General features: G+C 35.5%; 21 protein-coding genes. 12 read left to right on the top strand and 9 right to left on the bottom strand.

Annotated elements, in window-relative coordinates; all coding sequences use genetic code 11:
• The first annotated feature begins 77 nt into the window (after nucleotides 1-77).
• A complete protein-coding gene (locus FKR84_RS07395) occupies nucleotides 78-785 on the top strand; it encodes a hypothetical protein (RefSeq protein WP_141421660.1) in 708 nt (235 codons plus the stop codon).
• A complete protein-coding gene (locus FKR84_RS07400; RefSeq protein ID WP_141421661.1) occupies nucleotides 769-1,413 on the top strand; it encodes a porin family protein in 645 nt (214 codons plus the stop codon). The genes FKR84_RS07395 and FKR84_RS07400 overlap by 17 nt, the downstream gene beginning before the upstream one ends.
• A gap of 271 nt (nucleotides 1,414-1,684) precedes the next feature.
• Here the strand turns inward: FKR84_RS07400 and FKR84_RS07405 are convergent, their stop codons facing one another.
• On the bottom strand, nucleotides 1,685-2,185 hold the full coding sequence (locus FKR84_RS07405; protein WP_141421662.1) for a YkgJ family cysteine cluster protein: 501 nt from the start codon (nucleotides 2,183-2,185) through the stop codon (nucleotides 1,685-1,687).
• A gap of 23 nt (nucleotides 2,186-2,208) precedes the next feature.
• Between FKR84_RS07405 and FKR84_RS07410 the strand changes: the two genes are divergently transcribed.
• Together FKR84_RS07410 and FKR84_RS07415 are read left to right on the top strand one after the other, a co-directional pair.
• The gene (locus tag FKR84_RS07410; protein ID WP_141421663.1) at nucleotides 2,209-2,925 is read left to right on the top strand and encodes a class I SAM-dependent methyltransferase; all 717 of its coding nucleotides are present in this window, start codon (nucleotides 2,209-2,211) and stop codon (nucleotides 2,923-2,925) included.
• Between the two features lie 56 nt (nucleotides 2,926-2,981).
• On the top strand, nucleotides 2,982-3,731 hold the full coding sequence (locus tag FKR84_RS07415) for a hypothetical protein (RefSeq protein ID WP_141421664.1): 750 nt from the start codon (nucleotides 2,982-2,984) through the stop codon (nucleotides 3,729-3,731).
• On the opposite strand, the gene FKR84_RS07420 is transcribed toward FKR84_RS07415, so the two are convergent.
• From FKR84_RS07420 to FKR84_RS07430, 3 genes are all read right to left on the bottom strand, one after another.
• Nucleotides 3,724-5,355 (bottom strand): amidohydrolase, encoded by a 1,632-nt coding sequence (locus FKR84_RS07420; RefSeq protein WP_141421665.1) that lies wholly within the window; start codon nucleotides 5,353-5,355, stop codon nucleotides 3,724-3,726. The two genes, FKR84_RS07415 and FKR84_RS07420, sit on opposite strands and share 8 nt — an antisense overlap.
• Nucleotides 5,356-5,444: 89 nt before the next feature.
• Nucleotides 5,445-7,196: a TonB-dependent receptor gene (locus tag FKR84_RS07425; protein ID WP_141421666.1), complete on the bottom strand. Its 1,752-nt coding sequence runs from the start codon at nucleotides 7,194-7,196 to the stop codon at nucleotides 5,445-5,447.
• 27 nt (nucleotides 7,197-7,223) lie between these two features.
• Entirely contained in the window at nucleotides 7,224-10,247 is a 3,024-nt protein-coding gene (locus FKR84_RS07430; RefSeq protein WP_233357700.1) for a tetratricopeptide repeat protein, read from the bottom strand.
• A gap of 357 nt (nucleotides 10,248-10,604) precedes the next feature.
• Between FKR84_RS07430 and FKR84_RS07435 the strand changes: the two genes are divergently transcribed.
• Genes FKR84_RS07435 through FKR84_RS07445 form a run of 3 tightly spaced genes read left to right on the top strand, consistent with a single transcriptional unit; the run spans nucleotide 10,605 to nucleotide 13,140 of the window.
• Nucleotides 10,605-11,288, top strand: coding sequence for a cell division ATP-binding protein FtsE (locus FKR84_RS07435; RefSeq protein WP_141421668.1), 684 nt, complete (start codon nucleotides 10,605-10,607; stop codon nucleotides 11,286-11,288).
• 12 nt (nucleotides 11,289-11,300) lie between these two features.
• Nucleotides 11,301-12,206 (top strand): glycosyltransferase family 2 protein, encoded by a 906-nt coding sequence (locus FKR84_RS07440; protein ID WP_141421669.1) that lies wholly within the window; start codon nucleotides 11,301-11,303, stop codon nucleotides 12,204-12,206.
• Complete coding sequence (locus tag FKR84_RS07445; RefSeq protein ID WP_141421670.1) at nucleotides 12,199-13,140, top strand: glycosyltransferase family 2 protein; 942 nt, start codon at nucleotides 12,199-12,201, stop codon at nucleotides 13,138-13,140. The genes FKR84_RS07440 and FKR84_RS07445 overlap by 8 nt, the downstream gene beginning before the upstream one ends.
• Nucleotides 13,141-14,201: 1,061 nt before the next feature.
• Here the strand turns inward: FKR84_RS07445 and FKR84_RS07450 are convergent.
• Together FKR84_RS07450 and FKR84_RS07455 are read right to left on the bottom strand one after the other, a co-directional pair.
• Nucleotides 14,202-15,296: a glycosyltransferase gene (locus FKR84_RS07450; RefSeq protein ID WP_141421671.1), complete on the bottom strand. Its 1,095-nt coding sequence runs from the start codon at nucleotides 15,294-15,296 to the stop codon at nucleotides 14,202-14,204.
• Between the two features lie 11 nt (nucleotides 15,297-15,307).
• A complete protein-coding gene (locus FKR84_RS07455; protein ID WP_141421672.1) occupies nucleotides 15,308-15,727 on the bottom strand; it encodes a sugar 3,4-ketoisomerase in 420 nt (139 codons plus the stop codon).
• A gap of 129 nt (nucleotides 15,728-15,856) precedes the next feature.
• Between FKR84_RS07455 and FKR84_RS07460 the strand changes: the two genes are divergently transcribed.
• From FKR84_RS07460 to FKR84_RS07470, 3 genes are read left to right on the top strand one after another with little or no spacing between them, the layout of a single operon-like run.
• Nucleotides 15,857-16,996, top strand: coding sequence for a glycosyltransferase (locus FKR84_RS07460; RefSeq protein WP_141421673.1), 1,140 nt, complete (start codon nucleotides 15,857-15,859; stop codon nucleotides 16,994-16,996).
• Entirely contained in the window at nucleotides 16,981-17,922 is a 942-nt protein-coding gene (locus tag FKR84_RS07465) for a sulfotransferase family protein (RefSeq protein ID WP_233357701.1), read from the top strand. Before FKR84_RS07460 ends, FKR84_RS07465 begins: the two co-directional genes overlap by 16 nt.
• Complete coding sequence (locus FKR84_RS07470) at nucleotides 17,919-19,175, top strand: O-antigen translocase (protein ID WP_141421675.1); 1,257 nt, start codon at nucleotides 17,919-17,921, stop codon at nucleotides 19,173-19,175. The genes FKR84_RS07465 and FKR84_RS07470 overlap by 4 nt, the downstream gene beginning before the upstream one ends.
• Here FKR84_RS07470 and FKR84_RS07475 read toward each other — a convergent pair.
• From FKR84_RS07475 to typA, 3 genes are all read right to left on the bottom strand, one after another.
• Complete coding sequence (locus FKR84_RS07475; RefSeq protein WP_141421676.1) at nucleotides 19,161-20,261, bottom strand: DegT/DnrJ/EryC1/StrS family aminotransferase; 1,101 nt, start codon at nucleotides 20,259-20,261, stop codon at nucleotides 19,161-19,163. The two genes, FKR84_RS07470 and FKR84_RS07475, sit on opposite strands and share 15 nt — an antisense overlap.
• 11 nt (nucleotides 20,262-20,272) lie before the next feature.
• A complete protein-coding gene (locus FKR84_RS07480; RefSeq protein WP_233357702.1) occupies nucleotides 20,273-21,244 on the bottom strand; it encodes a GNAT family N-acetyltransferase in 972 nt (323 codons plus the stop codon).
• A 179-nt stretch (nucleotides 21,245-21,423) separates the two neighbouring features.
• Nucleotides 21,424-23,226, bottom strand: a complete 1,803-nt coding sequence (gene typA, locus FKR84_RS07485; protein ID WP_141421677.1) for a translational GTPase TypA — start codon at nucleotides 23,224-23,226, stop codon at nucleotides 21,424-21,426.
• A gap of 496 nt (nucleotides 23,227-23,722) precedes the next feature.
• Here typA and kdsA point away from each other — a divergent pair, with 496 nt between their 5' ends.
• Entirely contained in the window at nucleotides 23,723-24,544 is an 822-nt protein-coding gene (kdsA, locus tag FKR84_RS07490) for a 3-deoxy-8-phosphooctulonate synthase (RefSeq protein WP_141421678.1), read from the top strand.
• Between the two features lie 188 nt (nucleotides 24,545-24,732).
• Nucleotides 24,733-24,858: a hypothetical protein gene (locus FKR84_RS13505; RefSeq protein WP_262710717.1), complete on the top strand. Its 126-nt coding sequence runs from the start codon at nucleotides 24,733-24,735 to the stop codon at nucleotides 24,856-24,858.
• The last annotated feature ends 103 nt before the right edge of the window (nucleotides 24,859-24,961 follow it).

Consider the following 24,961-nt stretch of genomic DNA (forward strand, 5'->3'; position numbering starts at 1 on the left):
AACGTATAAATTTTTCATTCAGTAAAAAAACGCAACCAAAATGGTTTTTTACATCTATAAGTTGAAAACCAACTTTTATGAAAAGAATGAAATTAGCGTTTCTATTCTATATTTTTACAGCTTTTTGTTTTTACAGTTGTCAAGATATAGAGATAGAAAACAATAAACGCATAACCGTATCCGGAAAATTAGTAGATCAAGACGGCAACCCGCTTCAAAACATCAATGTACAATCTGTAGTAGAAGAATACACTATGGGAACTGGCAGCAGCAATGTTTCCGGAGATTTTTCTTATGTCTCTTTACAAAGTTATAGTAACGATTTTGTTACACTTATTAACCGAAAAAAAGGCTTTAATTTTAACCAAAGTCCCGCCGTAAACGAAAATTATGCTAGCGCAAGAATCATAAATTATGATGAAGATGATTTTTTACGCGTAAATAAATATGAATTGGGTAGCTTCGAAATTCCTAAAGCAGCAACACTAGAATTCTCTATCGAAAAAATTTCTTCAGAAGATAAAAATTTAAATTGGTCGTTGCGATTGTATAACACCAATTGCGATTATGCATATAGAGATACGATAGAACCCATTGAAAATTTTTGTTATGAGGTTTATTATATTGCTCGCAATCAAGATAGCATAAAACCTAACTACCAAGGACGCTTTTACAGTCTCGCGTCCAAACCCGCAGTGTTTACCTACACTATTAACAATAACGCAACCCAAAGTATTACAATACCATTAACCAACGCAACCAACAATTATGTTTTTGAATATTAAAACACTAATCGGCTTATTTTTATTTTTTTCCCTATGTTTAAATCAGACAAAAGCCCAAGAAAAGGAAATCACCCAAGCAAATTCTACGCAGGTTTTTGAAAAAGACGATCATTACGGAATTATTACTTTAGGCTTTTCTAAAGCAATACCTATTGGAGATAATTTTGTAAAAAATTCTTTTAAAGATTCGGTAGGTTTTGATTTTAATTTCCTCTTTAATTTATTCGATACTCCTTGGCTTTTAGGAATTCAGTATGGCGTCATCTATAATTCTATTGAAAATCAAGCCTTGGTTGGCAATTATGAGCATACAAACATTATTCGCGTTGGCGGCTTGGTAGGTTATCAATTTTTTCCAAGAAACGATTTTAGATTTTTACTCAAAGTCGGCGTTGGTTCGGTTTCTTATAAAAACCTGGCAGAAGGCGGACTCACATTTTCAGATTATGGAACCACTGTAGCGATAAATCCGGAGTTAAGTTATCATTTTTCAAAAAATTTCGGACTCTTTTTTTCTACCGAATTCCGTACAGATTTCTTGTCTATTGAAGCTCCTAAAGAAATTGAGTCACAATTTAAAAACCCTTATTATATAACACCTACTTTAGGGATTAGATTAGTAATTTAAATAAGTAAAAAGTGAATAGTTTTATAACTCATAATTCTTGGATTAAAATAACCTAATTACATTTAAAGCTTTAATCCCGCAAAGTTCCAAAAATCTTGTAGATATGTATGAAACCCACCTTCCAGCAAATTATTTGTTTTTTCTTTTTCGAATTATCTCTGCAAGACCAGAAAAAACTTTACAGGAGTAATTCTTTTTAACCCAGCCGAAAAGTAATTGAAACGTATTAACTACCTTTTTTTCCGCTTAAAGCGAATTCATCGTTGTTAGCTTATAACTTGTTGGCTAAACGTTTCTTCATCTCTTCCACAATATTATAGGCCGCAGGACAAATTTCCACGTTTTTCATTGTTAAGTTAGAGATTTGCTGAAACTTTCTTCGGTCAGTGTGCGGAAATTCTGCGCAAGCTTTTGGTCGTACTTCATAAATTAAACATTTATTGTCTGGACCTAAAAAAGCACACGGTACTTGCTGCAAAACATAATCTTTTTCTTCGTCTATGCGCAAATATTTATCTATAAAAGTCTGAGGTTTTAATTTTAAAAACTTCGCAATACGCTCAATATCTTTGTTGGTAAAAAGCGGACCGGTGGTTTTGCAACAATTGGCACAAGTAAGACAATCTGTACGTTCAAACTCTTCTTCGTGCAATTCCTGCATTAACAAATCTAATTGCTTTGGCGGTTTCTTTTTTAGCTTCCCAAAGAATTTTTTATTAGACTTCTTCTTATCTTTGGCCAACTTTGGCAGTTGTTTTAAAAAATCTTCCATAGCGCAAATATACTAATACCAAATTGAATTTGAATTCCACAGACATTTTTGGCCAGGCCGTTTTAGACTTTTTCCTTAAAGGAAATGCAACAGATATTCGTGTAAAAAGTCAAGATTTTGACGAAGATGTGATTCCGGTAAATTACTTGTTTAGAGCCTATAAAGAAATGCCGAAAATTGAGCAGCGGGCTTTAGATTTGTCCGAAGGAAAAATCTTAGATGTAGGTTGTTGCGCTGGTAGTCACGCGCTACATTTGCAAAACCAAAACAAAGACGTTCTTGCCATAGATGTATCTGAAGGTGCTATAAAAACCACCAAACTCAGGGGTGTAAAAAAGGCAGAAGTACAAGATTTTTACCAACTTAAAAACCAAAAATTCGATACGGTTTTAATGTTGATGAACGGCAGCGGCATTGTTGGTAAACTAAAAAATCTTACTCAATTTTTTCAACATCTCAGAACTATTTTAAAACCCGAAGGCAAAGTTTTGTTAGATTCTTCAGATTTGCGCTATCTTTTTGATGCCGAAGAAGATGGCGGTATTTGGGTAAACCCGAACCAATATTATGGCGAATTAACTTACCAGATTGGTTATAAAAATAATTGGTCGCCACCGTTTGATTGGCTTTACATAGATTTTAACAGCCTGGCTTTGGCTGCAAAAAGTAATGGTTTTAGCTGCGATTTACTGGAAGAAGGCGAGCATTATGATTATTTGGCTATGCTAAAACCTTCTTAAAAAATTATTTATTAGCTTAAAAATGATTTTCTTTCGTAATGTAGAAAAACTTCGGTATGCTAAAAAATAGTTGTTATTTAATTTTTGTCGGTCTTTTGTTAATGGCCTGCAACTCTTCTAATGAAGACGAAGATGTCTCGGTTTTTGGTAACGATTTACCGGTTGGCGCTTCCGCGGAAGAATTTCTGCTGCAACAAGAAGAATTTCCTACCATAGAAATTGAAGTCGCTTACACAGAAAATTTTCAGCCCTTGCCGGAAAGTCTTCAAAACTTACGCGATTTTGTAGAACAACATACCGAAAAAGAGGTGATTATAAGTCCGAATAAAATCATGTTAGAGCCGCAGGAAATTTATACTCAGAATGCTATTGAAGCCATTGAGGAACAATTCCGCATAAGCGAAAACGAGCCGGAAAAAATTAGCACTTTTATACTTTTCTTGCCGGGAAGTTATGCTCAAAACACAGCAGATAGCATACAATTGGGTTTGGCGTATAGAAACACGTCTATCGCGCTTTTTGAAAAAGATATTTTAAGTGTTGCTAATTCTAAAACCAACCAAGAAAAGGCAGAAAGCAGGTTGGCTGCACATCATTTTATGCATCTTTTGGGTTTGGTAAACCATGGCGTTCCCACTGTAAATAACCACGAAGATCTTGAATTCTCACATCATTGTCTTACCCAAAATTGCTTGTTGCAAGCAGCTACCAATTTTGCGGGTGACAGCGATTTTTTACTGAGCAATGATTTGCAACTAAAATCGTATTGTTTAGCGGATTTAGCTGCTTTTAAAAACGCTAATTAGCAAAAACTTTTTCGCCATTTATAAACGTAGCTTCTACTTTGGTAGTTAAAATATTCTCGATTGGGGTTTTCATAATATCGTGATCTAACACAATAAAATCTGCCATTTTTCCTACTTCAAGACTACCTTTTTCTTTTTCTTCAAAATTGCCGTAAGCCGCCCAAATCGTCATTCCGCGTAAAGCTTCTTCTCTTGTCAAAGCATTTTCTGGCTGGAAACCGTTTTCCGGCCAGGCTTTAGCATCTTTTCTGGCAACGGCCGCGTAAAAAGTTAAAAACGGACTCACTTTTTCTATAGGAAAATCTGTTCCTAAGGCTATAAGTCCGGCTTTCTCCAACAATTTTTTATAAGCATAAGCATTTTTTAAACGCTTTTTACCAATTCTTTTTTCTGCCCAATACATATCGCTGGTAGCGTGCGTGGGTTGTACAGATGGAATAATATTTTTACCGAAATAATCAAAATCGGGTTTATCTATAATTTGCGCGTGTTCTACCCGCCATCTTCTGTCTTCGTTTTTTGACAACAAACTATCGTAGGTTTTTAAAACCAAAACATTGGCAGAGTCGCCAATGGCGTGTGTATTTAACTGATATTCTGATTTATAAACCCGAGTAGCCAATTTTTTAAAGTCTTGCGGACTCATAAGTAAAGCGCCAAAATGTTTATGCTTGTCGGAATACGGTTTTTTTAAAGCTGCGCCGCGAGAACCCAACGCGCCATCTGCATAAGCTTTTACCGAACCAACGTGCAAACGCTCGGTTTTATAAATACCTTGGTTTAGAAAATAATCTAAATCTTCTGGATTGCTACTTACCATTGTATACAAACGGGTTTTTAACTTACCTGCTTGTTGTAAACTGTCTATTAATTGAATGGTATTTTTATTTAAACCGGCATCTACAATTGTTGTCAAGCCGTACGATAACGTGATTTCTTCCGCAGCTTTTAAAGCTTCTATTTTGTCTTTTTTATTCGGTTCTGGAATTATATTTTGTATTCCGCTCATCGCGTTATCTATTAAAACCCCGGTTAATTGGCCGTTTTTCTTGTAAAATTCGCCGCCTTCTATTGTTGAATTTTTAGTGATATTTGCCATATCCAAAGCTTTTTGATTGGCAAGTAAAGCGTGGCCATCTATTCTGGTAATTGCTATTGGCGTGTTGGGAAAAAGTTTGTCTAAAGTGTCTTTGGTAGGAAAATTTTGTTTTTCCCAATCGTTTTGATCCCAGCCTCTGCCGGTAATAAAATCTACTTGATTTTCTTTTTGAAATTTGGTAATGCGTTTTACAACTTCCGTAAAGCTATTAGTGCCGGTAAGATTTACTTTCTTCTGTTGCAAGCCCAAACCATAAAAATGGGCGTGAGCGTCTATAAACCCCGGCAAGATAAATTTACCTTTGGCCTCATAAATTCGTTTGCTTTTATACCGAATTTTTAATTCTTCTATATCGCCGGCCAAAGCGATAATTTTTCCGTTGTTAATGGCCATTGCTTTAGCTACTTCAAAATCATCGTTTACCGTATAGATTTTGGCCCCGCTAACCAGCAAATCTATTTCTTCTTTCTTTTGACATGAAAAAAGAAGAAAGACAGCTATAATTAAAAATAAAGCTTGTTTCATGATAAATAGTGTTTATGTAAAAATAAAAAAAGCGTTGAAGTAGGTCTCAACGCTTTTCAAAAATAAAGTTTCATATTGATAATTTCAACCTACCAATCAAACTGGTAACTTGCGCCACCCATAAATTGTACGTCTTGCACAGAATATCCCATCCAACGTTGGTAATTGCCTTCTGCTAAATTATTTCCCATTACAAAAAACGATAATTGACTGTTTAGGTTATAACCCAGTTTTAAATTAGCGTCTAAATATGCACCTAACTCTCTTGTAAAACGAGTATTTGTTCCGTCTACCGGCGCGAGGTTGTAATGGTAAATGTCTTTACGTTCTCCTACATAAAAAATACTTGCATTGGCAAACCATTTATCGCTAATTTGATAATCTGCGGTGAAGCTGGCTTTTAATTCCGGCAAGTTCCAGGCTTCGGCTTGCTTATCTGTATCGTAGGTGTTTGCTTCGGCGCTAAGCCTTAAATTTAATTTTTCGTTAGCTTGGTATTGCAACTCGCCATAAATACCCAAAGTAGAAACGTCGTCGTACAACACCTTAAAAGAATTAAAGTGTTGATAATTTTCTTTGGGATCAAAAGGTAGATAGGTGTTGTGTGCAAATAAAGCTTTGTTCTTTTCGGAAGTATAACTGGCTTTGGCATTATAGCTTAAAGCGCTGGTAAATTTACCTTTTACGCCGGCATAAATATCGTATTGTTTGTCTGTAGGCGCTATACCTAAAGTTGGCGAAACAAACGGATTTTCTTGCGCGAAAGCATAATAGGTGTTTTGTTTTAAGCCTCCTTCTGCCCCAGCGTAAAGACTAAGATAATCTCCTGCTATTGGGTAACTGGCTTTTACTTTTGGATAGATAAAAAAATCGTTTTCATCGTTTTCAGAATCTATAGAGTAAACGAGTTGCGCTCCTAAATCTACGTTTAAATCGCCTTGCGTTAATTGAATGCTTGGTAAAATGCCAATGTTTAAATAACCGTATTTTAGTTCTTCTTCCGTAAAGTAATTCCGGTCAAATTTTCCGCCAAGGTAATCTACAGAAACATCTGTATTAATGATTTCGTTGCCGGCATAAAACTCAAATTCCGGAGTTATAACTACGTGATTTTCGCCGCTGCTATAATTATCTCCAAACCTTCTGTATTGCAAATCTGCTTTGTTAAAAATACCTTGGTCCATATTTATTGTTGCTCCGGCGGTAACCGCATAAAAAGTGTGCTGCGGATCTATATCTTCGTATTCTGCCGGGCTGAGTGGCAAAAAATCTGGTGCTCCATACCAATTATACACTTGGTGTTGCACACCAAAATTAGCGCCCCAGCTAAAGCTTCTGGCTTGCGCTTGGTAATCTACATCTAATTGGGTATCGTAATATTTATCGTCTAAAACTGCATTTTCAATTCCGCCTTGTGAAGAATTATGCTGTAAGGCAAGATTTACTTTTTCGTCCCGGTTTAATTCTACCGTACTGTAAAATTCTGCCATAGCATTAGAGTAATTACCAAAACCAAGGGCCGCATAATTGTCATATAAACGCGCACGTGGTTGCACACGAACGCCAGTGGCTTTGCCCTTTGCCGGTGTAAAAGTAGAAGCTACCGGAAAAGAAAATATTTTATAATTTACTTCTTTGGGTTGCTGTTGTAACGAGTCTGTTAATTTTGGCATTTGCTTTACCTTAAAAGCATCGCTTACTGTTGGCGAATAAGGTTTTACAATGATAAGACGTTCTGTATCTATTGTATTTTCTTCATCGTCTTCTTGGGCAGAAAGGGTGTTAAGGCTAAATACTGCCAATAAAAAAACTGCGAGTTTACTAAATGATAGTGCGTTCATATATAGCAAGAAATTTTTCAGGGTAATTTAGTTTTGCTCTGCTTCTACAGAGGCGTTTGTTTTTGCTTCTTCTGTTTTTATACGTTGCAATTCGGCTTTAGCCTCTTCTACAACATCCGGATAATTTGTTGCGCTATTTATCAAGTTTTCTAAAATAACGGTTGCTTGGTAGGCGTCTTTTAAATCGTAATAGTTTTTGGCCATTAGCAACAAACCTTTAATAGAGTATTTTTTATAACCGGAGTATTCTTTTGCTAAAACTTGCACCGCAGCATTAGAAGCTTCAAATTTGCCCTCTTTTCGTTTAAAATAGGCGTCATAATATTGTGCTTCTGCAGCCAAAGAGCCGTTTGCGATCTTTTTAACTTCCGCGTAAGCTTGTTTAGCACGATCTTCGTTTCCGGTTTTAATAGCCGAACGAGCAATAAACACCTGCGCATCGCTTTTTACGTCGTTATCTACTTTTTGGTTGGCTAAAACCTTATCTGCATATTCTTGCGTTTTCTGGTAGTTCTCTTTTTGGTAGAAAGCTTTCATCAAATTAGATTGGGCAAAAGTTATGTTTTGCGGAAAATCTGCTTCGGTTTCTAAACGCTGTAAAACCGGAATAGCTTCTGTGTATGCGTTTTCTTCTAAATAAATCTGTGATAAACGCGCCAGGGCTTGCTCGGTGTATTCGTTTCTACCCTTGTCAACAACAAATTTATAGTGCGGTTTGGCAGCTGCCAATTCGTTATCTTTAAATTGCATTTGCGCCAAATAAAAGTGCGATGATAAAGCATAAGAACCATTAGGGAAATCTTTTAAATACTTTTCGAAGCCTCTTTTGGCAGCCTTTGTATTATTTTCTATAAACTGTTGTTCGGCTGCTTCGTAAGTGGCATTTTCTATATCAGAATCAGACACTTCTACAAAATCTAAGGTTTTTACCCAAGTTGCATATTCGTCTGTACGTTCTAAATCTACATAGACTACGCGCGCGTTTTTTACAGCCTGCGAAGCTTCGTCTGTGTTAGGGTATTTTGCAACTACTTGCTTAAACTTCTCTAAAGCTTGGTTACCACGATCGCTGTTATAATAAATTAGACCTTGTTTTAAAAGCGATTTTGCCACAAAAGAACTACGCGGTTGGTGTTTTACCAAATTACCGTAAGCTTCTAAGGCTTTTTCGGTTTTGTTCTCTGCCACGTAGGTATTTCCTAATTCGTATAAAGCATCGTCGCGGTAAATAGATTTTGGGTATCTATTTAAAAAGTCTTGTAAGTCTTCTATTTTACGCTTGTTTCTATCTACAAAACCATAACTAATTGCTTTTTGAAAATAGGCATAATCACTGTCTACTCCTTTCATGGCAATGGCTTTATTGTAAGCTTCCATGGCGGGCCAGTAATCACTAGTAACAAAATGACTGTCTCCAAGTCGTAAAAGTGCATCGTTTACCTGCTCTATAGGTTGTTGGTGTGTATTGGCGTAATTTTTAAAATGCTGAATAGCGTTGGCGTATTCTTTCTTTTTAAAATAGGCATAACCAATATTGTAATCTATATCTTTTAATTCTTGCGTACTTTTTGCAGCCTGCATTCCTTTAAATTCTTTATAGCCAATTAATGCTTCGTGAAAATTGCCAAGATTATAATCTGTTTCGGCTTTCCAAAAAGTGGCTTTTGCCGTTATTTTTTGGTTGTTACGCTCGCTTAAGGATTTATCAAAGTTCTCGCGCGCTTTTTTATAATTGGTTGCTCGGTATAATTCTAAACCACGTAAAAAGGCTACTTTCTGGTAAACTTTTTTATCCGCGTAAGCGTTAGAACCTTCTAACAACTCCATTGCCTTTTTATAGTTTTTGGAAGTAATATAAGAATCTACCAAAAGCTCTTGAATCTCTTCGCGCTCCTCTGAATTTGGATATTTCTCTAAAAAGTTGGTGAGCACTTCCGGAATACTTTTATAATTATTCCCGATATCGTAACTCAATTTGGCGTAGTTAAGCGCTGCGTTTTCTTGAATTTTTTTATCAAAATTCATTTCCGAAGCATTTTTAAATGCGTTTAAGGCCTGTTGCTTTTTATCTAACTTAACATAAGATTCTGCCAAATGGTAATAAGCGTTTTGTGCAACGGCGTTTTTACCGTCTATAATTTTATTGAATTCTGAAACTGCTTTTTGGTATTTGCCTTGCTTGTAGTAGGCATAACCCAATTGGTAATAGTCTGTATTGTTCCACCTGCCGCGTTTGCCACGATATTCTTTTAGGTACGGAATGGCTTGGGCATATTGTTCTAAATTGAAGTAACTTTCACCAATAATTTTGTTTAGCTCGGACCGTTCCATGCGATTAGAACGCTCTAATTGCTCTTTGGCAAGCTGAATGGCTTTTTGGAATTTTCCTAATTTAAAATTCATATCTGCCTGAAAATAAGACAGGTTTCGGTCTTCTGTAGACTCCCCTTTTACTTCTTCAAACAACTCGTCTGCCTCTTCATAATCGTCACCTTCATAAGCTATAAAACCAATATAATATTTGGCCTGCGAGCCGTATTCTTGCGAGTCGCGCACACGGTTCAAATATTTTTTGGCTTGCGCCGTACGACCTACTTTAAAAAGTGCATACCCGTTTTTAAAATAAAACTCTTCTAATTCTCCGCGGGATAACTGACTTTGGTTTACACGCTGAAACCAGTTTAAAGAACGGCTATACTCGCCGCTTTCAAAATAATAGTTGGCTACGTTAGCGTAAGCCGAATTTCTTTTAGGACTACTGGGATAATCTTGCACAAAATCTTGCATTAATTCTTCTGCATTGCGTTGCCCCAATCGTACTGCCGCATTGGCAATATAATAAGCAGCATTAGCCTCAATTTCTTGAGATTCTGCAGAATTTTTCACCGTTTTAAACAGCGTTATAGAGGCTTGGTATTGTTGTTTGTTATACAATTCTAAAGCCCGATTATACTCTACTAAATTATTGGTATAAATGGCAGATTGCTGTCCAAAAACCTGCAAGTTGAAAGCAAGCAGCAAAAACGCGATTAAACTTATTCTAAAAGGCATGCGCATAGTGAATTTTAAAAATTTGGTTTCAAAGATAATTTAATATCTATTTTAATAACGAATGGAAGCTGTAATAATTATGTTAATCTTGTTTTTATGTAAGGCTTATACACAATAATCGTCACAAACCATTGGCAGTAATGGCAATAGAAAGAATAGCACTCGTCTCAAATAAGCGTTAGCGGTTTTCATTTTTAAAAAATGTGCAGTTAGCAAAAACAGTTTTAAATTTGAAATGAAAAATTTGAATTTTGAAATTTCCATAAAACCTAATCCCTAACACCTAATTCCTAATCTCCCACATCCCATTTTTTCTTTTAAAATAAAAACATACCTTTAGAGCTCAAAAAACAAGCTATGGCAGAAAGCATTTTAGAACTACACAACGCCGCTATTTATCAGCGAGAAAACCTTATTTTATCAGAAGTTGATGTAGAGATAAAAAAAGGCGAATTTGTTTACCTTATCGGGAAAACCGGTACCGGAAAAAGTAGTTTTATGAAAACTCTCTATGGCGATATTCCTTTAAAAGAAGGCGAAGGCAGTATTGTAGGTTTCGATTTACGAAAGTTAAAAGAAAAGCAAATTCCGTTTTTACGTAGGAAATTAGGCGTGGTTTTTCAGGATTTTAAATTGCTAAACGACCGTACGGTAAAAGCAAACCTCGAATTTGTTTTGCGTGCAACCGGTTGGAAAGACAAAAAATCTATGGAAAATAAAATAGACGAAGTCTTAAATAAAGTGGGTATGAAAACCAAAAGTTTTAAATATCCGTACCAGCTTTCTGGCGGCGAGCAGCAGCGTATTGCCATTGCGCGCGCTTTGTTAAACGACCCGGAATTGATTTTGGCAGACGAGCCTACTGGAAATTTAGATCCGCAAACTTCTGTAGAAGTGATGGAAGTTCTACGCGAGATTAACAACAACGGTCGCACCATTTTAATGGCAACCCACGATTATGCACTCTTGCTTAAATATCCTTCTAAAACTTTAAAGTGCGACGGACAAAAAGTTTTTGAGGTAGTTCAAAAAAGCGCTTAATTTTTATACCAGATGCTTTCTATTTTAATTCCCGTTTACAATGATAATGTCAGGCATTTGGTTACCGAAATACATGTGCAAGTAAAAAAAGCAAGCATAATTTTTGAAATTATAGCAGCAGACGATTGTTCTACCCAAACCGAAATTTCTTCCGAAAACAAAAAAATAATTTCGCAACTCTCTAATTGTCTTTACCTCCAAAACGAAACAAATTTAGGAAGAACGGCTACCCGCAATATTCTGGCAAAAAATGCACGCCATAATTACCTCTTATTTTTAGACGCCGATGTGATGCCGGCGAAGACTAACTTTATTGAAAAGCTAATTGCTTCCGTAAAGAAATATAAATACGAAATAATCTATGGCGGGATAGCAAAAAACACAAAAATTCCTACAAAAGATAAACGCTTACGCTGGAAATTTGCCAACCAAAGAGAAAGCAAAGCTTTAGCTTTACGGAAAAAAGAGCCTTACCTTTCTTTAATTTCACAATGTATTTGTATTCAAAAAGACGTTTTTTTAGTAGCCAACACTTTTTTAGAAAACCGTTACGGCTTAGATATTCTATTTTCGTATCGGCTTAAAAAAATGAAAGTTGCTGTTTTGCATATCGAAAACCCGATAGTTAATCACGGTTTGGAAGACAACAAAAGTTTTATAAACAAATCAAAACGCGCTATAGATTCTCTACTTTATTTTGAAGAGAAAGGCTGGTTACCAAAAGATTATTCTTCGTTACAAAAGGCTTATTTACATTTAGAAAAGAAGCACGCTACCGCATTATTTAGGTTTATTATTGGTAAATTTAATCCTTTAATCAAAAAGAACTTATGCTCAAAAAATCCTTCGCTTTTTTTATTTGATTTGTATCGTTTAAACTATTTTATCTGTCAAAAAAAGAACTCTACCAATGCCTAAGTTTTCTGTAATTATTCCTTTGTACAACAAAGAAAACTACATCGGAGCTACCGTAGCGTCTGTCTTGGCGCAAAATTTTACCAATTTTGAACTTTTGGTGGTAAACGATTGTTCTACTGATAATAGCGTTAAAATACTCGAACAATTTGACGATAACCGAATTAAATTGCTGCATCATCAAAAAAATCAGGGTCTTTCTGCTTCGCGAAATACGGGAATAAAACAAGCTGTTGGCGAAATAGTCACATTTTTAGATGCAGACGATCTTTGGAAAACCAATTTCCTTTCAGCCATTGACAGCCTGTCTAGAAAATTTCCAAATTGTGCTATTTTAGGAACAGATTATGAAGAACAACTTGGCGACAAAACCACGTTTCCGCAGAAAAATTTAGAAGGCATTTATCAAGAAAATAAAATGCTGGAAATTCCCGATTTCTTTAAAGCCAGCCTTTTTAATCCGATTTATTGTTATAGCTGCGTGGCTTTTAATAAAGAAGTTTTTCAAAAAATTGGTTTATTTGATACAGCAATAGATTTTGGCGAGGACGTAGATTTTAATATCAAGGCAAACACGCAGTTTTCTTTGGCGTACTATTGCAAATCTTGCGCGATATACAATATTGGCGTACCGCAGCAAATGACCAACAGCGGCATAAAAAACAAGCGTTTAATAGATTTTAAAAAATTTGATGCCTTGGCGGAAAACAATCTTTCTTTAAAAAAATACATCAATTCTAAGCGCTATTATTACGCGTCCCAATATAAAAATCAGCGCGATAAAGCTTTATTTGAAAAGTTTATGCGCGAAATAGATTTTTCGCAGCTTTCGTTACAGCAAACAATGCTTTTAAAAAGTCCGTTTTGGCTATACCGATTTTTTAAACGCACGAAAATGATTTTATTGAAAAAAGGAATTAAAGTTACGCCGTATTGAGTGAAATTAGTGGTGAGTGGTGAGTTGGTGAGTTGGTGAGTTGGTGAGTTGGTGAGTTGGTGAGTTGGTGAGTTGGTGAGTTGGTGAGTTGGTGAGTTAAAATAATAATTCTAAAGCTTTCTCCAAACCCTCCTGCGAGGTTTTTTTTCGACCTTGTAGGTCTTATTCGAAAAGACAAACGGAGATGAGATTTACCGAAGCGCAGGCTGAAACATACCTAAAAGGTTTGAATTCGCACACCGGAGATAAAACTTGCAGGAGAATTCGGCTTTGAAACTTTCTCCAAACTCATCTGCAAGGTCTTTTTCGACCTTGTAGGTATTATTCAAATAAAACAAACGGAGATAAATCTTGCTAAAGTGCACGCGGAGACATACCTACAAGGTTTAAATTTGCACACCGGAGATAAACCTTGCAGGAGAATTCGGCTTTGAAACTTTCTCCAAACTCATCTGCAAGGTCTTTTTCGACCTTGTAGGTATTATTCAAATAAAACAAACGGAGATAAATCTTGCTAAAGTGCACGCGGAGACACACCTACAAGGTTTGAATTTGCACACCGGAGATAAACCTTGCAGGAGAACTCGGCTTTGAAACTTTCTCCAAACCCTCCTGCAAGGTCTTTTTCTGACCTTGTAGGTGTTTTTCGGAAAAGACAAACGAAAATAATTTTATGGTGTAGGTCGGAAAATATACCTACAAGGTTTTGGAAACCTTGCAGGATAAATCTGAGATCTTTGCAATAAACAAAAAAACTTTCCGATATTATCCTACAAGGTTTGAATTTGCACACCGGAGATAAACCTTGCAGGAGAATTCGGCTTTGAAACTTTCTCCAAACCCTCCTGCGAGGTCTATTTTCGACCTTGTAGGTATTATTCGAAAAGACAAACGGAGATAAGACTTACCGAAGTGCAGGCTGAAACATACCTACAAGGTTTTTGGAAACCTTGCAGGATAAATCTGAGATCTTTGCAACAAACAAAAAACTTTTGATGCTAGCCTACAAGATTTGAATTCGCGCACCGGAGATAAACCTTGCAGGAGAGAACGGAGTTTTTTTAGCCCTCGCTAGTATTTTCTAAAAACGCTTTCCAATCTTTTGTAATTTTTTCCATGCTAAACTTATCCACGCTTTTCTGCGCATTAGCAACACAGGTGGCGTATAGATTTTCATCGCGGAGCATTTTTTCCATACCACGTTTTAACTCCGCAAAATTTTGATCTTTAATTAGCAAACCGTTTTTTTTGTGTTGTACAATTTCACTTGGCCCCGAAGGACAATCAAAAGAAACCACCGGTGTGCCACAGGCTAAAGCCTCTATTAATACCATTGGCAAACCTTCGTTTTTACTGGAAAGCACCAAGAATTCGGCATTTTTGTAATAAGGAAAAGGATTTTCTGCGAAAGGTAATAATTTAACCAAATCTGAGGCATTGGTTTTTTCAATGTGGTTTTTTAAAGCATCATTTCCCAGGTCATCGCCTAAAATGAGAAGTTTTACACTATTTTTTAAAAGAGTGGAGTCTAAATAAATATCAATCAATTTTTTAAATTGTTTAATTGGATGGTGACGCCCTACGGCTATAATATATCTGCCATAGTTTTTAGGAAGATTTTCTTTTGCTTTTTCAGTAATAAAATTAACGCGAATTGGATTTGGAATAGTGGTTACATTGGTAAATTCAAATTTATCTTCTATATTTTCCTTAATGGCATTTGCCACACAATTGATTCCATAATAGTTTTTATATAATTTTTTTGAGATATAAAAAGGTGTTGGAAAGTAATAAGTTAAGAAATAACTTCTAACCATATTAACGATTTTGGTTTTAAACACCAACCAATTCAGCAAAACCTCTCGCAAAGCAAAATTCTTCATTCTAAAATCTAAAATCAAATCAAACTGATGATTTTTCAGTTGTTTTTTGAGTTGAAAATATCTCCTGTATTTGCTAAAAAAACTGTGGGACCCCTTTTTGTATTTCCCCAAATTGATGAGTTCACCTTCATACTCATAACCAATATCATCTAACAAGGTGATGATAAATAGCTGATGCCCCAAGCCCGATAATATTTTAGATAAGATACCCGCGGAACGTTCTGCGCCACCACCGTTAAGTTGTTCAATTAAAATACAGATTTTTTTCGCCATAAGTAGTTTTATCAACTAGATGTTTTAAAAACCCTAAAGTCTTTATAATCACGGATATAATCTTCTTCATCATACTCCGCTGAGACTAATGCCAAACACACGGAACCGGAGGAAAAATTTTCAATTTCCCGCCATATACCGTTTGGAATAATTAAACCTTTGTTAGGTTTGTTCAACTGAATTCTTTTTGTGTTTTTACCATCGTCTAAAATCACCTCAAAACTTCCGCTTAATGCAATTAAACACTGGTTTAGCTCAATATGGGCATGTCCTCCGCGAGTAGAATCGCTGGGCACATCATATAAATAATACACTCGTTTAATAGGATAAGGTAAAATATCTTTTTCTATGACAGATAGATTTCCTTTTCCGTCTGGATCGGATATTTTTGGTAAATTGATTAAAAAACTATCCTTAATCGTATTTTTCATTGGTAAATAAGAATTATTTTATTACTGAGAAGTTTTAATTAGGCTATCTATTATTCTATTTTTGAATTAACAGTCTTACTATTTTTTTACTTGGTAAAATAATTGCGCAAAGAACAAAGATATAACTTTATGAAGATATTATTAATAGGCGAATTCAGCAGATTGCATAATTCTTTAAAGAAAGGCCTACAAGAGTTGGGGCACGAAGTTTTGTTGATTGGAGATGGTGATAGCTTTAAAAATTACCCAATAGATATTTCTTTGGCCGCCAATTTTATAAACCGTTACTTCATTTTTAAAAAATTTAAAAATGCTTTATTCCGGTTTACCTCTATCAATCTAGAACTTTACGAGACTTATTTTCGGTTTTTAAAAATTAAAAAACAGTTAAAAGGCTATGACGTTGTTCAATTTATTCATGCGGATGCTTTAAAAATGCCTTTGAAACTTCAATTAAAACAAATTGAATTTCTTCAGCAACATAACAATAAATTATTTTTGCTTGTTTGTGGTAACGACTATCGCACAGTGAAATTTCTTCAACAAAAAACTTTAAAATATAGCGTGCTCAGTCCGTACTTCTTAAATAATGCAACCAAAAAAGACTATCGTTATCTCTTACCCTATGCCGAACAAAAATACGAAAATTACTATCTAAAAGCCGAAGCTTATATGCAAGGTCTGATTGCCTCTGATATAGATTATCTACTAGTATTGCAAAACCACAAGAAAAACTTAGGAATGTTACCCAATCCGGTCATAACCGCTGATGTTTTACCCATTAAACCTTCAAAAAAAACACAAATCTTTTTGGGTATTAACCGAAGCACAAAAGTTAGAAAAGGCATAAGTTTTTTTGAAAAAGCCTTAGAGGTTATTGAGAAGAAATATCCAAATGAGGTAGAAATAACAGTTGTAGAAAATATTCCGTACCAAGAATATATAAAACGCTATCAAAATTGCCATATATTTTTAGATATGGTTTATGCTTACGATCAAGGTTATAATGCTTTGGAAGCAATGGCGCAGGAAAAAGTGGTTTTTACCGGGGCAGAACAGGAATTTTTAGAGCATTACGCTTTGCAGGAAGATGAAGTTTGCATCAATGCTTTGCCGGATGTGGCTTATTTAGTAAGAAAGCTATCTTGGCTTATTGAAAATCCGGGGAAAATTATAGAGATTGGTGAAAATGCTCGTAAATTTGTCAAAAGCAAACACGATTACGTAAAAATTGCTAAAAAATATATAGACACGTGGAGGCAGCCTTAAAACTCTCGTTAAAAGACGTCAATTTATTTGTTCCAGGAGCAGCAAAATCTGGAACAAGTACTTTGCATAATTTATTGAATTTACACCCGAAGATCAATATGTCTTCCAACAAAGAACCGCATATTTGGTCGATGGCAAATCGCGAAGAAATGGACGCTGATTGGAGCGTTTCTCGAGATTATTTTCAAAAAGAGAAAGGTATTGAATATTACGGCGAATCGAGTACAGGTTATTTCTATTTTAAAAATTTCAAAATCAATCTAAAGAAATATGGTAATCCAAATGCCAAGTTCATCTTCATTTTACGAAACCCCATCGATCGCACATATTCACATTACACGTATTTAAAAAGTTTAGGTAGTGAGGATGAATCGTTACGAAAGGCAATTCTAGAAAATCACAAACACGAACCTTCTACCGATGATGTACTACCTGAATTGATTATAAAGAACTATTACCAATACAGTTTATATGGTAAATGGATGGAACGATTTTATGAAGTTTTTGATTCTAAGAATGTAAAAATAATCTTATTTGAAAACCTAAAAACAAAGCCTTTAGATACTTTAAATGAATGCTTCAATTTTCTCGGATTAACACCCTTAGCCAAGATTCCAGAAATCAAGTCAAATAAAACAGTCCAATTGCGTTTTCCGAAGACTTATAAAAAAATTCGGATCATGGTTTTTAATAAAAATAAAACATCCGATGTACTTAAGCATTTTCTTCCAAAAGATTTCCGTAGAAAATACAAGAAAAAAGCAACAGAAATTTTCTTAAACCTCAATAAAACAAACAAAACACTCCCTAAACTCAGTCAAAAAGACCGCACGTGGCTTTATGATTTATTCAGCGAAGATGTGGCGTTACTAAAAAAAGTAACAAAAATGGAGTTTAAGCTTTGGAAAGATTTTAACAAAGAATGAATTTTTTCAAAACCTCTATATTATCAAGTATAAATACTGTTGTTAATATGGTGCTGCGATTGGCAACCAATAAACTGATTGCAGTTTATATAGGTTCAGAAGGCTTTGCCCTTATTGGGCAGTTCAAAGATTTTCTCAAATTGGGCTTGTCCATCGGACAACTCGGTTTAGACAAGGGAATCATCAAATATGTTGCAGAAAATCAAGAGAAACCGGAACAACTCAGGCGGGTTTTAAGTACCGCATTTATCGCACAATTGGTAATGTCTGTGGTTCTGGCTTTATTGGTTTTCTTTTTTAGAAATCAAATTTTAATGCTTCTACTTGGTTCATCAACCTACAGCGAGATTTTTATGTTGGTGAGCTTTAGTATCATTCCTATGGTGCTTTTTACTTCTCTGTTGGGAATTTTAAACGGTTTGCATGAAGTTACACGCTATGTTCTCATTTCGATTATAGCCAACATCTGTGGATCCTTATTGACTATTGCTTTCATTTATTTTTTTGGCATAACCGGTGTTTTATATAGTTTGGGAATCAATCAGTTTATCAATTTTAGCGTGGCGCTCTTTTTTCTAAGAAAATCATCGTTTCAAATAGATTGGATCAAGCAAAAATTTGAAAAATCTGAGTTCCGCAAACTTTTAAAATTCTCAGCTATGTTTATTAGCGGTACGGTTTCTTTATCGATTACTTTGATTGCCGTTCGAAAATACCTCACCGTACATTTCGGATTGGATTATGCCGGATATTGGGAGGCAATGTGGCGTATTTCAGCAATTTACCTGACTTTTTTAACTTCTGCTTTCGGTTTGTATTTACTCCCCACTTTTTCAAAATTAAACGTCAAATATCTACGTAAAGAAATTTTTAAAATTTGGAAAATAACAATTCCTCTGTCCATTATCGCAGCCCTAGGGCTCTATTTTTTACGTGACTTTGTTATTCAGTTAATCTATTCTGAAAAATTTTTAATTATTAGCGGTTTATTTCTGTTTCAACTAATGGGCGATTTTTTGAAAATAAACGGTTGGATTTTAGGGAATTTATTAATTGCCAAGGCTCACGCAAAAGCTTTTATTTTTTTCCAGGTTGGTTGGGCATTGCTTTTCTACGCGTCTATTAATTTCTGGGTAGCTAGAAGCGGGTTTACTGGAGTGGCAATTGCTTATTTTACCACCTATTTCATTCATTTTGTTATGATGAATATCTATTTTAGAAAATTGCTGTGGCGCAAATCAATACAAATTTAAGACTCGTATTACTTCTAAAACCACTTCTTCTTCTATCACCGGACTCATAGGAATACTGAGCACTTCTTGACTAATTTTTTCCGTAAAGGGGAAACTACAATTAGAAAACTCTTGTAAAGCTTTTTGCCTGTGCGGCGGAATTGGGTAATGAATTAAATACCCAATTTCATTTTTTTCTAAATAGTCACAAAACTCCTTCCGGTTTTTTACTCGAATTACAAATAAATGAAAAACGTGATTTTTATTTCTATCCCAAAAAGGAAGTTTTATTTTTTCATTTTTAATTTCCGATAAATAGCGTTTTGCAATGTTTCTCCGATGGGAATTGTCTTTATCGAGAGCAGGTAGTTTTTTTAATAAAAACCCGGCTTGCACTTCGTCTAAACGCGAGTTTACACCCACATAATCATTTACATACTTTGACGAAGTTCCATAATTTCTAAGCTTAGAAATTACGTTTGCCAATTCTTTATTATTGGTGGTAACCGCGCCTCCATCTCCCAAAGCTCCAAGGTTTTTGGTAGGATAAAAACTAAAACCTGCAGCATCTGCCAGACTTCCGGCTTTTTTGCCGTTTGCATCTTCTGCGCCGTGGGCTTGAGCGGCATCAGAAATTAAGATTAAGTTATTTTCTTTGGTTATTTTCCGTAAAGTTTGCATAGCTGCCAATTGTCCGTAAAGGTGGGTTACCAAAATAGCTTTTACAGATTTATCCAGCTCTTTTTCTACCGCCGCGGGATCTAAATTAAAAGTTTTCTCGTCCGGTTCTACCAAAACAGGTTGCAAACCGGCTTGTTTTACGGCCAAAATGGTGGCAATATAGGTATTGGCAGCAACCATAACCTTATCGTCTTTTTGCAGTTTCCCCAATTCTATATAGGCTTTTAAAATAAGCGTAAGTGCATCTAAGCCATTACCTACGCCAATGCAATGTTGAACACCGCAATAGGTCGCAAATTGGGTTTCAAATTCTTTTACCGCCTTGCCCAAAACATAATGTCCGGAGGCTAAAAACTCCTGAAAGCTTTTTTGAAAAGCTTTTTCGTAAGGCTGGTTGAGTTTTTTAAGGTCGAGGAAAGGAATCATACTTTAGAGTTTTAAATAAACACCTCATCTAACTTGTGATAAGCATTGGTACTTACTTCATAAAAATTTTGTGCCACTGCCCGCGCGCCAAAACATTCTTTCCAATACTGTAAACCTTTGTTTAGGTTTTTACCTTGATTTTCGTTGGAAGTTCCAAAATCGAAATATTTTTTATGGGCGTATTTCTCTTCGATTAGGTACTGAAATAAAAAGTCTAAGCTTCCTAATTTTTGCTTATCTGCATTTGCAGAAATGTATTGTACGTGCGCCACATTTTCCGTTTCAAAAAGCGTTGCCCCGGCTACTATTCTTTCGGCTTGGTAAACATTGTATTGATGAATGCTTTTCGGAAATAATTGTGCTAATTTATTTATCTCTTCGACCGAATGTACTGGTTTTGCATTATGGTTTTTCTTTAGGTTGGGAACCAAAATTTCTTCCCAAAACAACTCAAAATTGGTTTCTTTTTTGATTGTTAATGCTTGTTTTTGAGCTTTTTTACTGCCTTGCGTCCTGTTGGCTTGTATTTTTAACTTATTTTCTAAAGCAAGACTGGAAGAAAGATCGCAACGAACCAATTTGGCTTCCAGTAAAAATAAAAGATAGTCCATCTCATCAGAGGGATAAGTCTGATAAATTTTTGGTATTGCTTTTATTTGTAAGTTTTTTATATTTTCTGAATGTAAAAATGCCAGCACTTGTTGGAAAGCGCTTAAAACCTTATCGAATTTTATTTTTTGGGAGAGCACCAAGCCTCCATAGGTTAAACCCCGGTGCGAAAAAAGTTTGTCTCCCACCCTGTTGGCGGGTAGAACGGCAAGCAGTTTTTTCTTTTCGTAAACCATTAGGGAAAAATCTGTAAAGCGATCTTGGTGGTATTCCATAAAATCGCGGTAGAATAAAAAAGTCCCGTTTTTGGACTGGCGAATAAAATTATCCCAATCGGTTTTTCTTTCTGAATTATACGGTATTACTTCCAACAAAAAATACTTTTTAGACGAAAATAAGCTATTTTTCTTGTGTGAGCGATAGTAGTGGCATCCTTTTTTTGCTTTTTAAAAAAGATATAACGGATAGCGCGACCCGAAGGGGCACACCCAAAAAACAAAAAACCCTTTATCTACAAAGGCAAAGGGTTTTTATTTTGAATTGACACTAAACCTTACACTATTTTATAACGTTTACGGTCTACTTCTTTTAAATATATTTTACGCAAACGCAGGTGGTTTGGCGTTACTTCTACATACTCGTCTTTTTGAATGTATTCTAAAGCTTCTTCTAGGCTAAACTTGATGGCAGGCACGATTTTGGCCTTATCATCTGCGCCGGAAGAACGTACGTTAGACAGTTTTTTGGTTTTGGTAATGTTTACCGTCATATCGTCTTGGCGAGAGTTTTCGCCAATTACTTGTCCTTCGTAAATATCTTCTCCAGGATCTACGAAAAACTTACCGCGATCTTGCAATTTATCGATAGAATATGGGATAGCGGTTCCTTTTTCCATAGAAACTAACGAGCCGTTCAATCGCTGCGGAATGTCGCCTTTTAACGGCTGGTATTCTTTAAAACGGTGCGCCATAATTGCTTCGCCGGCAGTTGCAGTTAGTAATTGATTACGTAAACCAATAATACCGCGCGACGGAATTAAAAATTCGCATACCATACGGTTGCCACGGGCTTCCATACTTAGCATTTCGCCTTTACGCATGCTTACCATTTCTACGGCTTTACCGGAAACTTCTTCTGGCAAATCTATGGTTAACTCTTCTACTGGCTCGCATTTCACACCATCAATTTCTCTTATAATTACTTGCGGCTGACCAATTTGCAGTTCGTAACCTTCGCGGCGCATCGTTTCTACCAAAACTGCCAAGTGCATTACGCCACGACCGTAAACATTAAATTTGTCTGCGCTGTCTGTTTCGTGCACACGTAAGGCCAAATTCTTTTCTAGTTCTTTATATAAGCGTTCTTTAATGTGGCGGGAAGTAACAAATTTACCATCTTTACCAAAAAATGGCGAATCGTTTATGGTAAACAACATACTCATTGTAGGCTCGTCTATGCTAATGGTTTTTAGACCTTCGGGGTTTTCTATATCGGCAATAGTATCGCCAATTTCAAAACCTTCTAAGCCAACCACGGCGCAAATATCGCCTGCTTGTACTTCTGCTACTTTTAGTCTTCCCAGACCTTCAAAAACGTGTAATTCTTTAATTTTTGTTTTTTTAATACTTTTATCACGTTTTACCAAAGAAACTTGCATGCCTTCTTTTAAAGTACCGCGTTGCAAACGGCCAATGGCAATACGTCCAGTAAACGAAGAAAAGTCTAAAGAGGTAATTAGCATCTGTGGCGTACCTTCTTTATCTACCTTTGGTGCTGGTATATGTTCTAAAACCATATCTAATAATGGTTCTATACTATCGGTTTCTTTTTTCCAATCTTCTGACATCCAATTATTTTTTGCCGAACCATAAACGGTAGGAAAATCTAATTGCCATTCTTCTGCGCCCAGTTCAAACATTAAATCGAACACTTTTTCGTGCACTTCGTCCGGGGTACAGTTTTCTTTATCTACTTTATTTACCACCACACAAGGTTTTAAACCTAAATCTATTGCTTTTTGAAGTACAAAACGCGTTTGTGGCATTGGACCTTCAAAAGCATCTACCAGTAAAAGTACGCCATCTGCCATATTGAGTACCCGTTCTACTTCTCCGCCAAAATCGGCGTGACCGGGAGTATCAATAATATTAATTTTTGTGTCTTTATAGGTAACTGCTACGTTTTTGGAAGTAATGGTTATCCCGCGTTCCCGTTCTTGATCGTTATTGTCTAAAATAAGATCTCCGGTGTTTTCGTTGTCTCTAAACAAACGACAGTGGTACATAATTTTATCTACCAAAGTTGTTTTACCGTGGTCTACGTGGGCAATAATTGCAATATTTCTAATTGCTGTCATATAAGCTATTTTTTTAAGGCTGCAAATGTAGAATTATTTTTTTTTAATAAATACACATTTTTTACTTTTCTGCATTTAGCTTAAGCTACATATTTTATTGATTGTATGCAACTTAAGATTAGATAATTAGGTTGTAGGTGATAGGATTTAGGTTTTAGCAATTTCAAAATGCAATTTTTTTATTTCAAATTTTAAATTTAGCTCGCATTATAAACTATAAATTTATAATATATTCGCTTATAGCTTATAGCCTAAACCATTTAAGTTGTAGGAATTTCAAAATTCAAATTTCTCATTGCAAATTTTAAATTTAGCTCGTCTTATACTATATACAATCTACAAAATACATTTGCTTACAGCTTACGGCTTAAAGCGTACAGCGTTTAATTTCTCCTAATTAACCAATCGGCAAATTCACCAATCAACAAAGCTATTTCTCATCATCTATTAAAAAAAGCTGGTATTTCTGTATATTTGCGGTTAAAAGGAAGAAACTATGAAACTTGATTTAATTCCGCAGATAAAACATACCGATAAAAACAACTTTTTCTTACTGGCCGGACCTTGCGCTATTGAAGACGAAGATATGGCCTTGCGCATTGCAGAAAAAGTTTGTTCTATTACCGATAAATTAGGGATTCCGTATATTTTTAAGGGTAGTTTTAAAAAAGCTAACCGCAGCCGGATAGATAGTTTTACAGGAATTGGCGATGAAAAAGCACTAAAAATTTTACGAAAAGTTTCTGAAACCTTCCAAGTTCCTACCGTTACAGATATTCATGAAGTAAGCGATGCGAATCTGGCAGCACAATATGTAGATGTTTTACAAATACCAGCTTTTTTGGTGCGGCAAACAGATTTGGTGGTGGCAGCAGCACAGACAGGTAAAGTTGTAAATCTTAAAAAAGGTCAGTTTATGAGTCCGGAAAGCATGCAACACGCGGTAAAAAAGGTAACCGACTCGAATAACCAGCAAGTAATGTTAACCGATCGCGGAACGATGTTTGGCTATCAAGATATGATTGTAGATTTTAGAGGTATTCCTACTATGCGTCAATATGCACCAACGGTTTTAGACGTAACCCATTCTTTACAACAGCCTAATCAATCTAGCGGCGTTACCGGCGGAAGACCGGAAATGATTGAGACCATTGCTCGCGCGGGCGTAGTAAATAAAGTAGACGGCTTGTTTATAGAAACCCATTTTGACCCAGCCAATGCCAAAAGCGATGGTGCCAATATGTTAGATTTACAATATCTAGAAAATTTACTCACCCGCTTGGTAAAGATAAGAAAGTTGGTGGCTAGTCTTGAGTAGTTTAAAAATTAGTACTTAATATTGAGTCATTAGTATTGTATTTTGAGTTCTCCAGTGCGAAAATTTTAAAATGCAAATTTATACGACATTAGACATTTACAACGGGGACATAGAACTTAAAGCTTATAGCTAATCTCCCTATCACTTATTACCTAATACCAATTTAATTTTGCAATGACCTATAAAAAATGAAGTTGCTTTTTCGTTTTATGATGCTGTGGTTGGTTGGCATAACCATAACTATGGAAGTTATGAGTAAGGAAATAGAATGGAAAATGAACGAATTTAATTACAACCTCACATTGTTAGTTTGAAAAAACACCTATTCTCTAATATAACCCTCCTTAATTAATGTTGATCGTTTTGGAATAATAGCTGCTTTAATTGTTTTTTTATATCTTGTAGACAAAAGACTAA

The organism is Haloflavibacter putidus, assembly GCF_006546625.1.
GTDB lineage: Bacteria > Bacteroidota > Bacteroidia > Flavobacteriales > Flavobacteriaceae > Mesonia > Mesonia putida.

What these genes read in the sequence shown, in the direction of transcription:
- FKR84_RS07395 (WP_141421660.1), top strand. Translation starts at nt 78, where the DNA reads ATGAAAAGAATGAAATTAGCGTTTCTATTCTATATTTTTACAGCTTTT.
- FKR84_RS07400 (WP_141421661.1), top strand. Translation starts at nt 769, where the DNA reads ATGTTTTTGAATATTAAAACACTAATCGGCTTATTTTTATTTTTTTCC.
- FKR84_RS07405 (WP_141421662.1), bottom strand. Translation starts at nt 2,185, where the DNA reads ATGGAAGATTTTTTAAAACAACTGCCAAAGTTGGCCAAAGATAAGAAG.
- FKR84_RS07415 (WP_141421664.1), top strand. Translation starts at nt 2,982, where the DNA reads ATGCTAAAAAATAGTTGTTATTTAATTTTTGTCGGTCTTTTGTTAATG.
- FKR84_RS07420 (WP_141421665.1), bottom strand. Translation starts at nt 5,355, where the DNA reads ATGAAACAAGCTTTATTTTTAATTATAGCTGTCTTTCTTCTTTTTTCA.
- FKR84_RS07425 (WP_141421666.1), bottom strand. Translation starts at nt 7,196, where the DNA reads ATGAACGCACTATCATTTAGTAAACTCGCAGTTTTTTTATTGGCAGTA.
- FKR84_RS07430 (WP_233357700.1), bottom strand. Translation starts at nt 10,247, where the DNA reads ATGCCTTTTAGAATAAGTTTAATCGCGTTTTTGCTGCTTGCTTTCAAC.
- FKR84_RS07435 (WP_141421668.1), top strand. Translation starts at nt 10,605, where the DNA reads ATGGCAGAAAGCATTTTAGAACTACACAACGCCGCTATTTATCAGCGA.
- FKR84_RS07440 (WP_141421669.1), top strand. Translation starts at nt 11,301, where the DNA reads ATGCTTTCTATTTTAATTCCCGTTTACAATGATAATGTCAGGCATTTG.
- FKR84_RS07445 (WP_141421670.1), top strand. Translation starts at nt 12,199, where the DNA reads ATGCCTAAGTTTTCTGTAATTATTCCTTTGTACAACAAAGAAAACTAC.
- FKR84_RS07450 (WP_141421671.1), bottom strand. Translation starts at nt 15,296, where the DNA reads ATGGCGAAAAAAATCTGTATTTTAATTGAACAACTTAACGGTGGTGGC.
- FKR84_RS07455 (WP_141421672.1), bottom strand. Translation starts at nt 15,727, where the DNA reads ATGAAAAATACGATTAAGGATAGTTTTTTAATCAATTTACCAAAAATA.
- FKR84_RS07460 (WP_141421673.1), top strand. Translation starts at nt 15,857, where the DNA reads ATGAAGATATTATTAATAGGCGAATTCAGCAGATTGCATAATTCTTTA.
- FKR84_RS07470 (WP_141421675.1), top strand. Translation starts at nt 17,919, where the DNA reads ATGAATTTTTTCAAAACCTCTATATTATCAAGTATAAATACTGTTGTT.
- FKR84_RS07475 (WP_141421676.1), bottom strand. Translation starts at nt 20,261, where the DNA reads ATGATTCCTTTCCTCGACCTTAAAAAACTCAACCAGCCTTACGAAAAA.
- typA (WP_141421677.1), bottom strand. Translation starts at nt 23,226, where the DNA reads ATGACAGCAATTAGAAATATTGCAATTATTGCCCACGTAGACCACGGT.
- kdsA (WP_141421678.1), top strand. Translation starts at nt 23,723, where the DNA reads ATGAAACTTGATTTAATTCCGCAGATAAAACATACCGATAAAAACAAC.
- FKR84_RS13505 (WP_262710717.1), top strand. Translation starts at nt 24,733, where the DNA reads ATGAAGTTGCTTTTTCGTTTTATGATGCTGTGGTTGGTTGGCATAACC.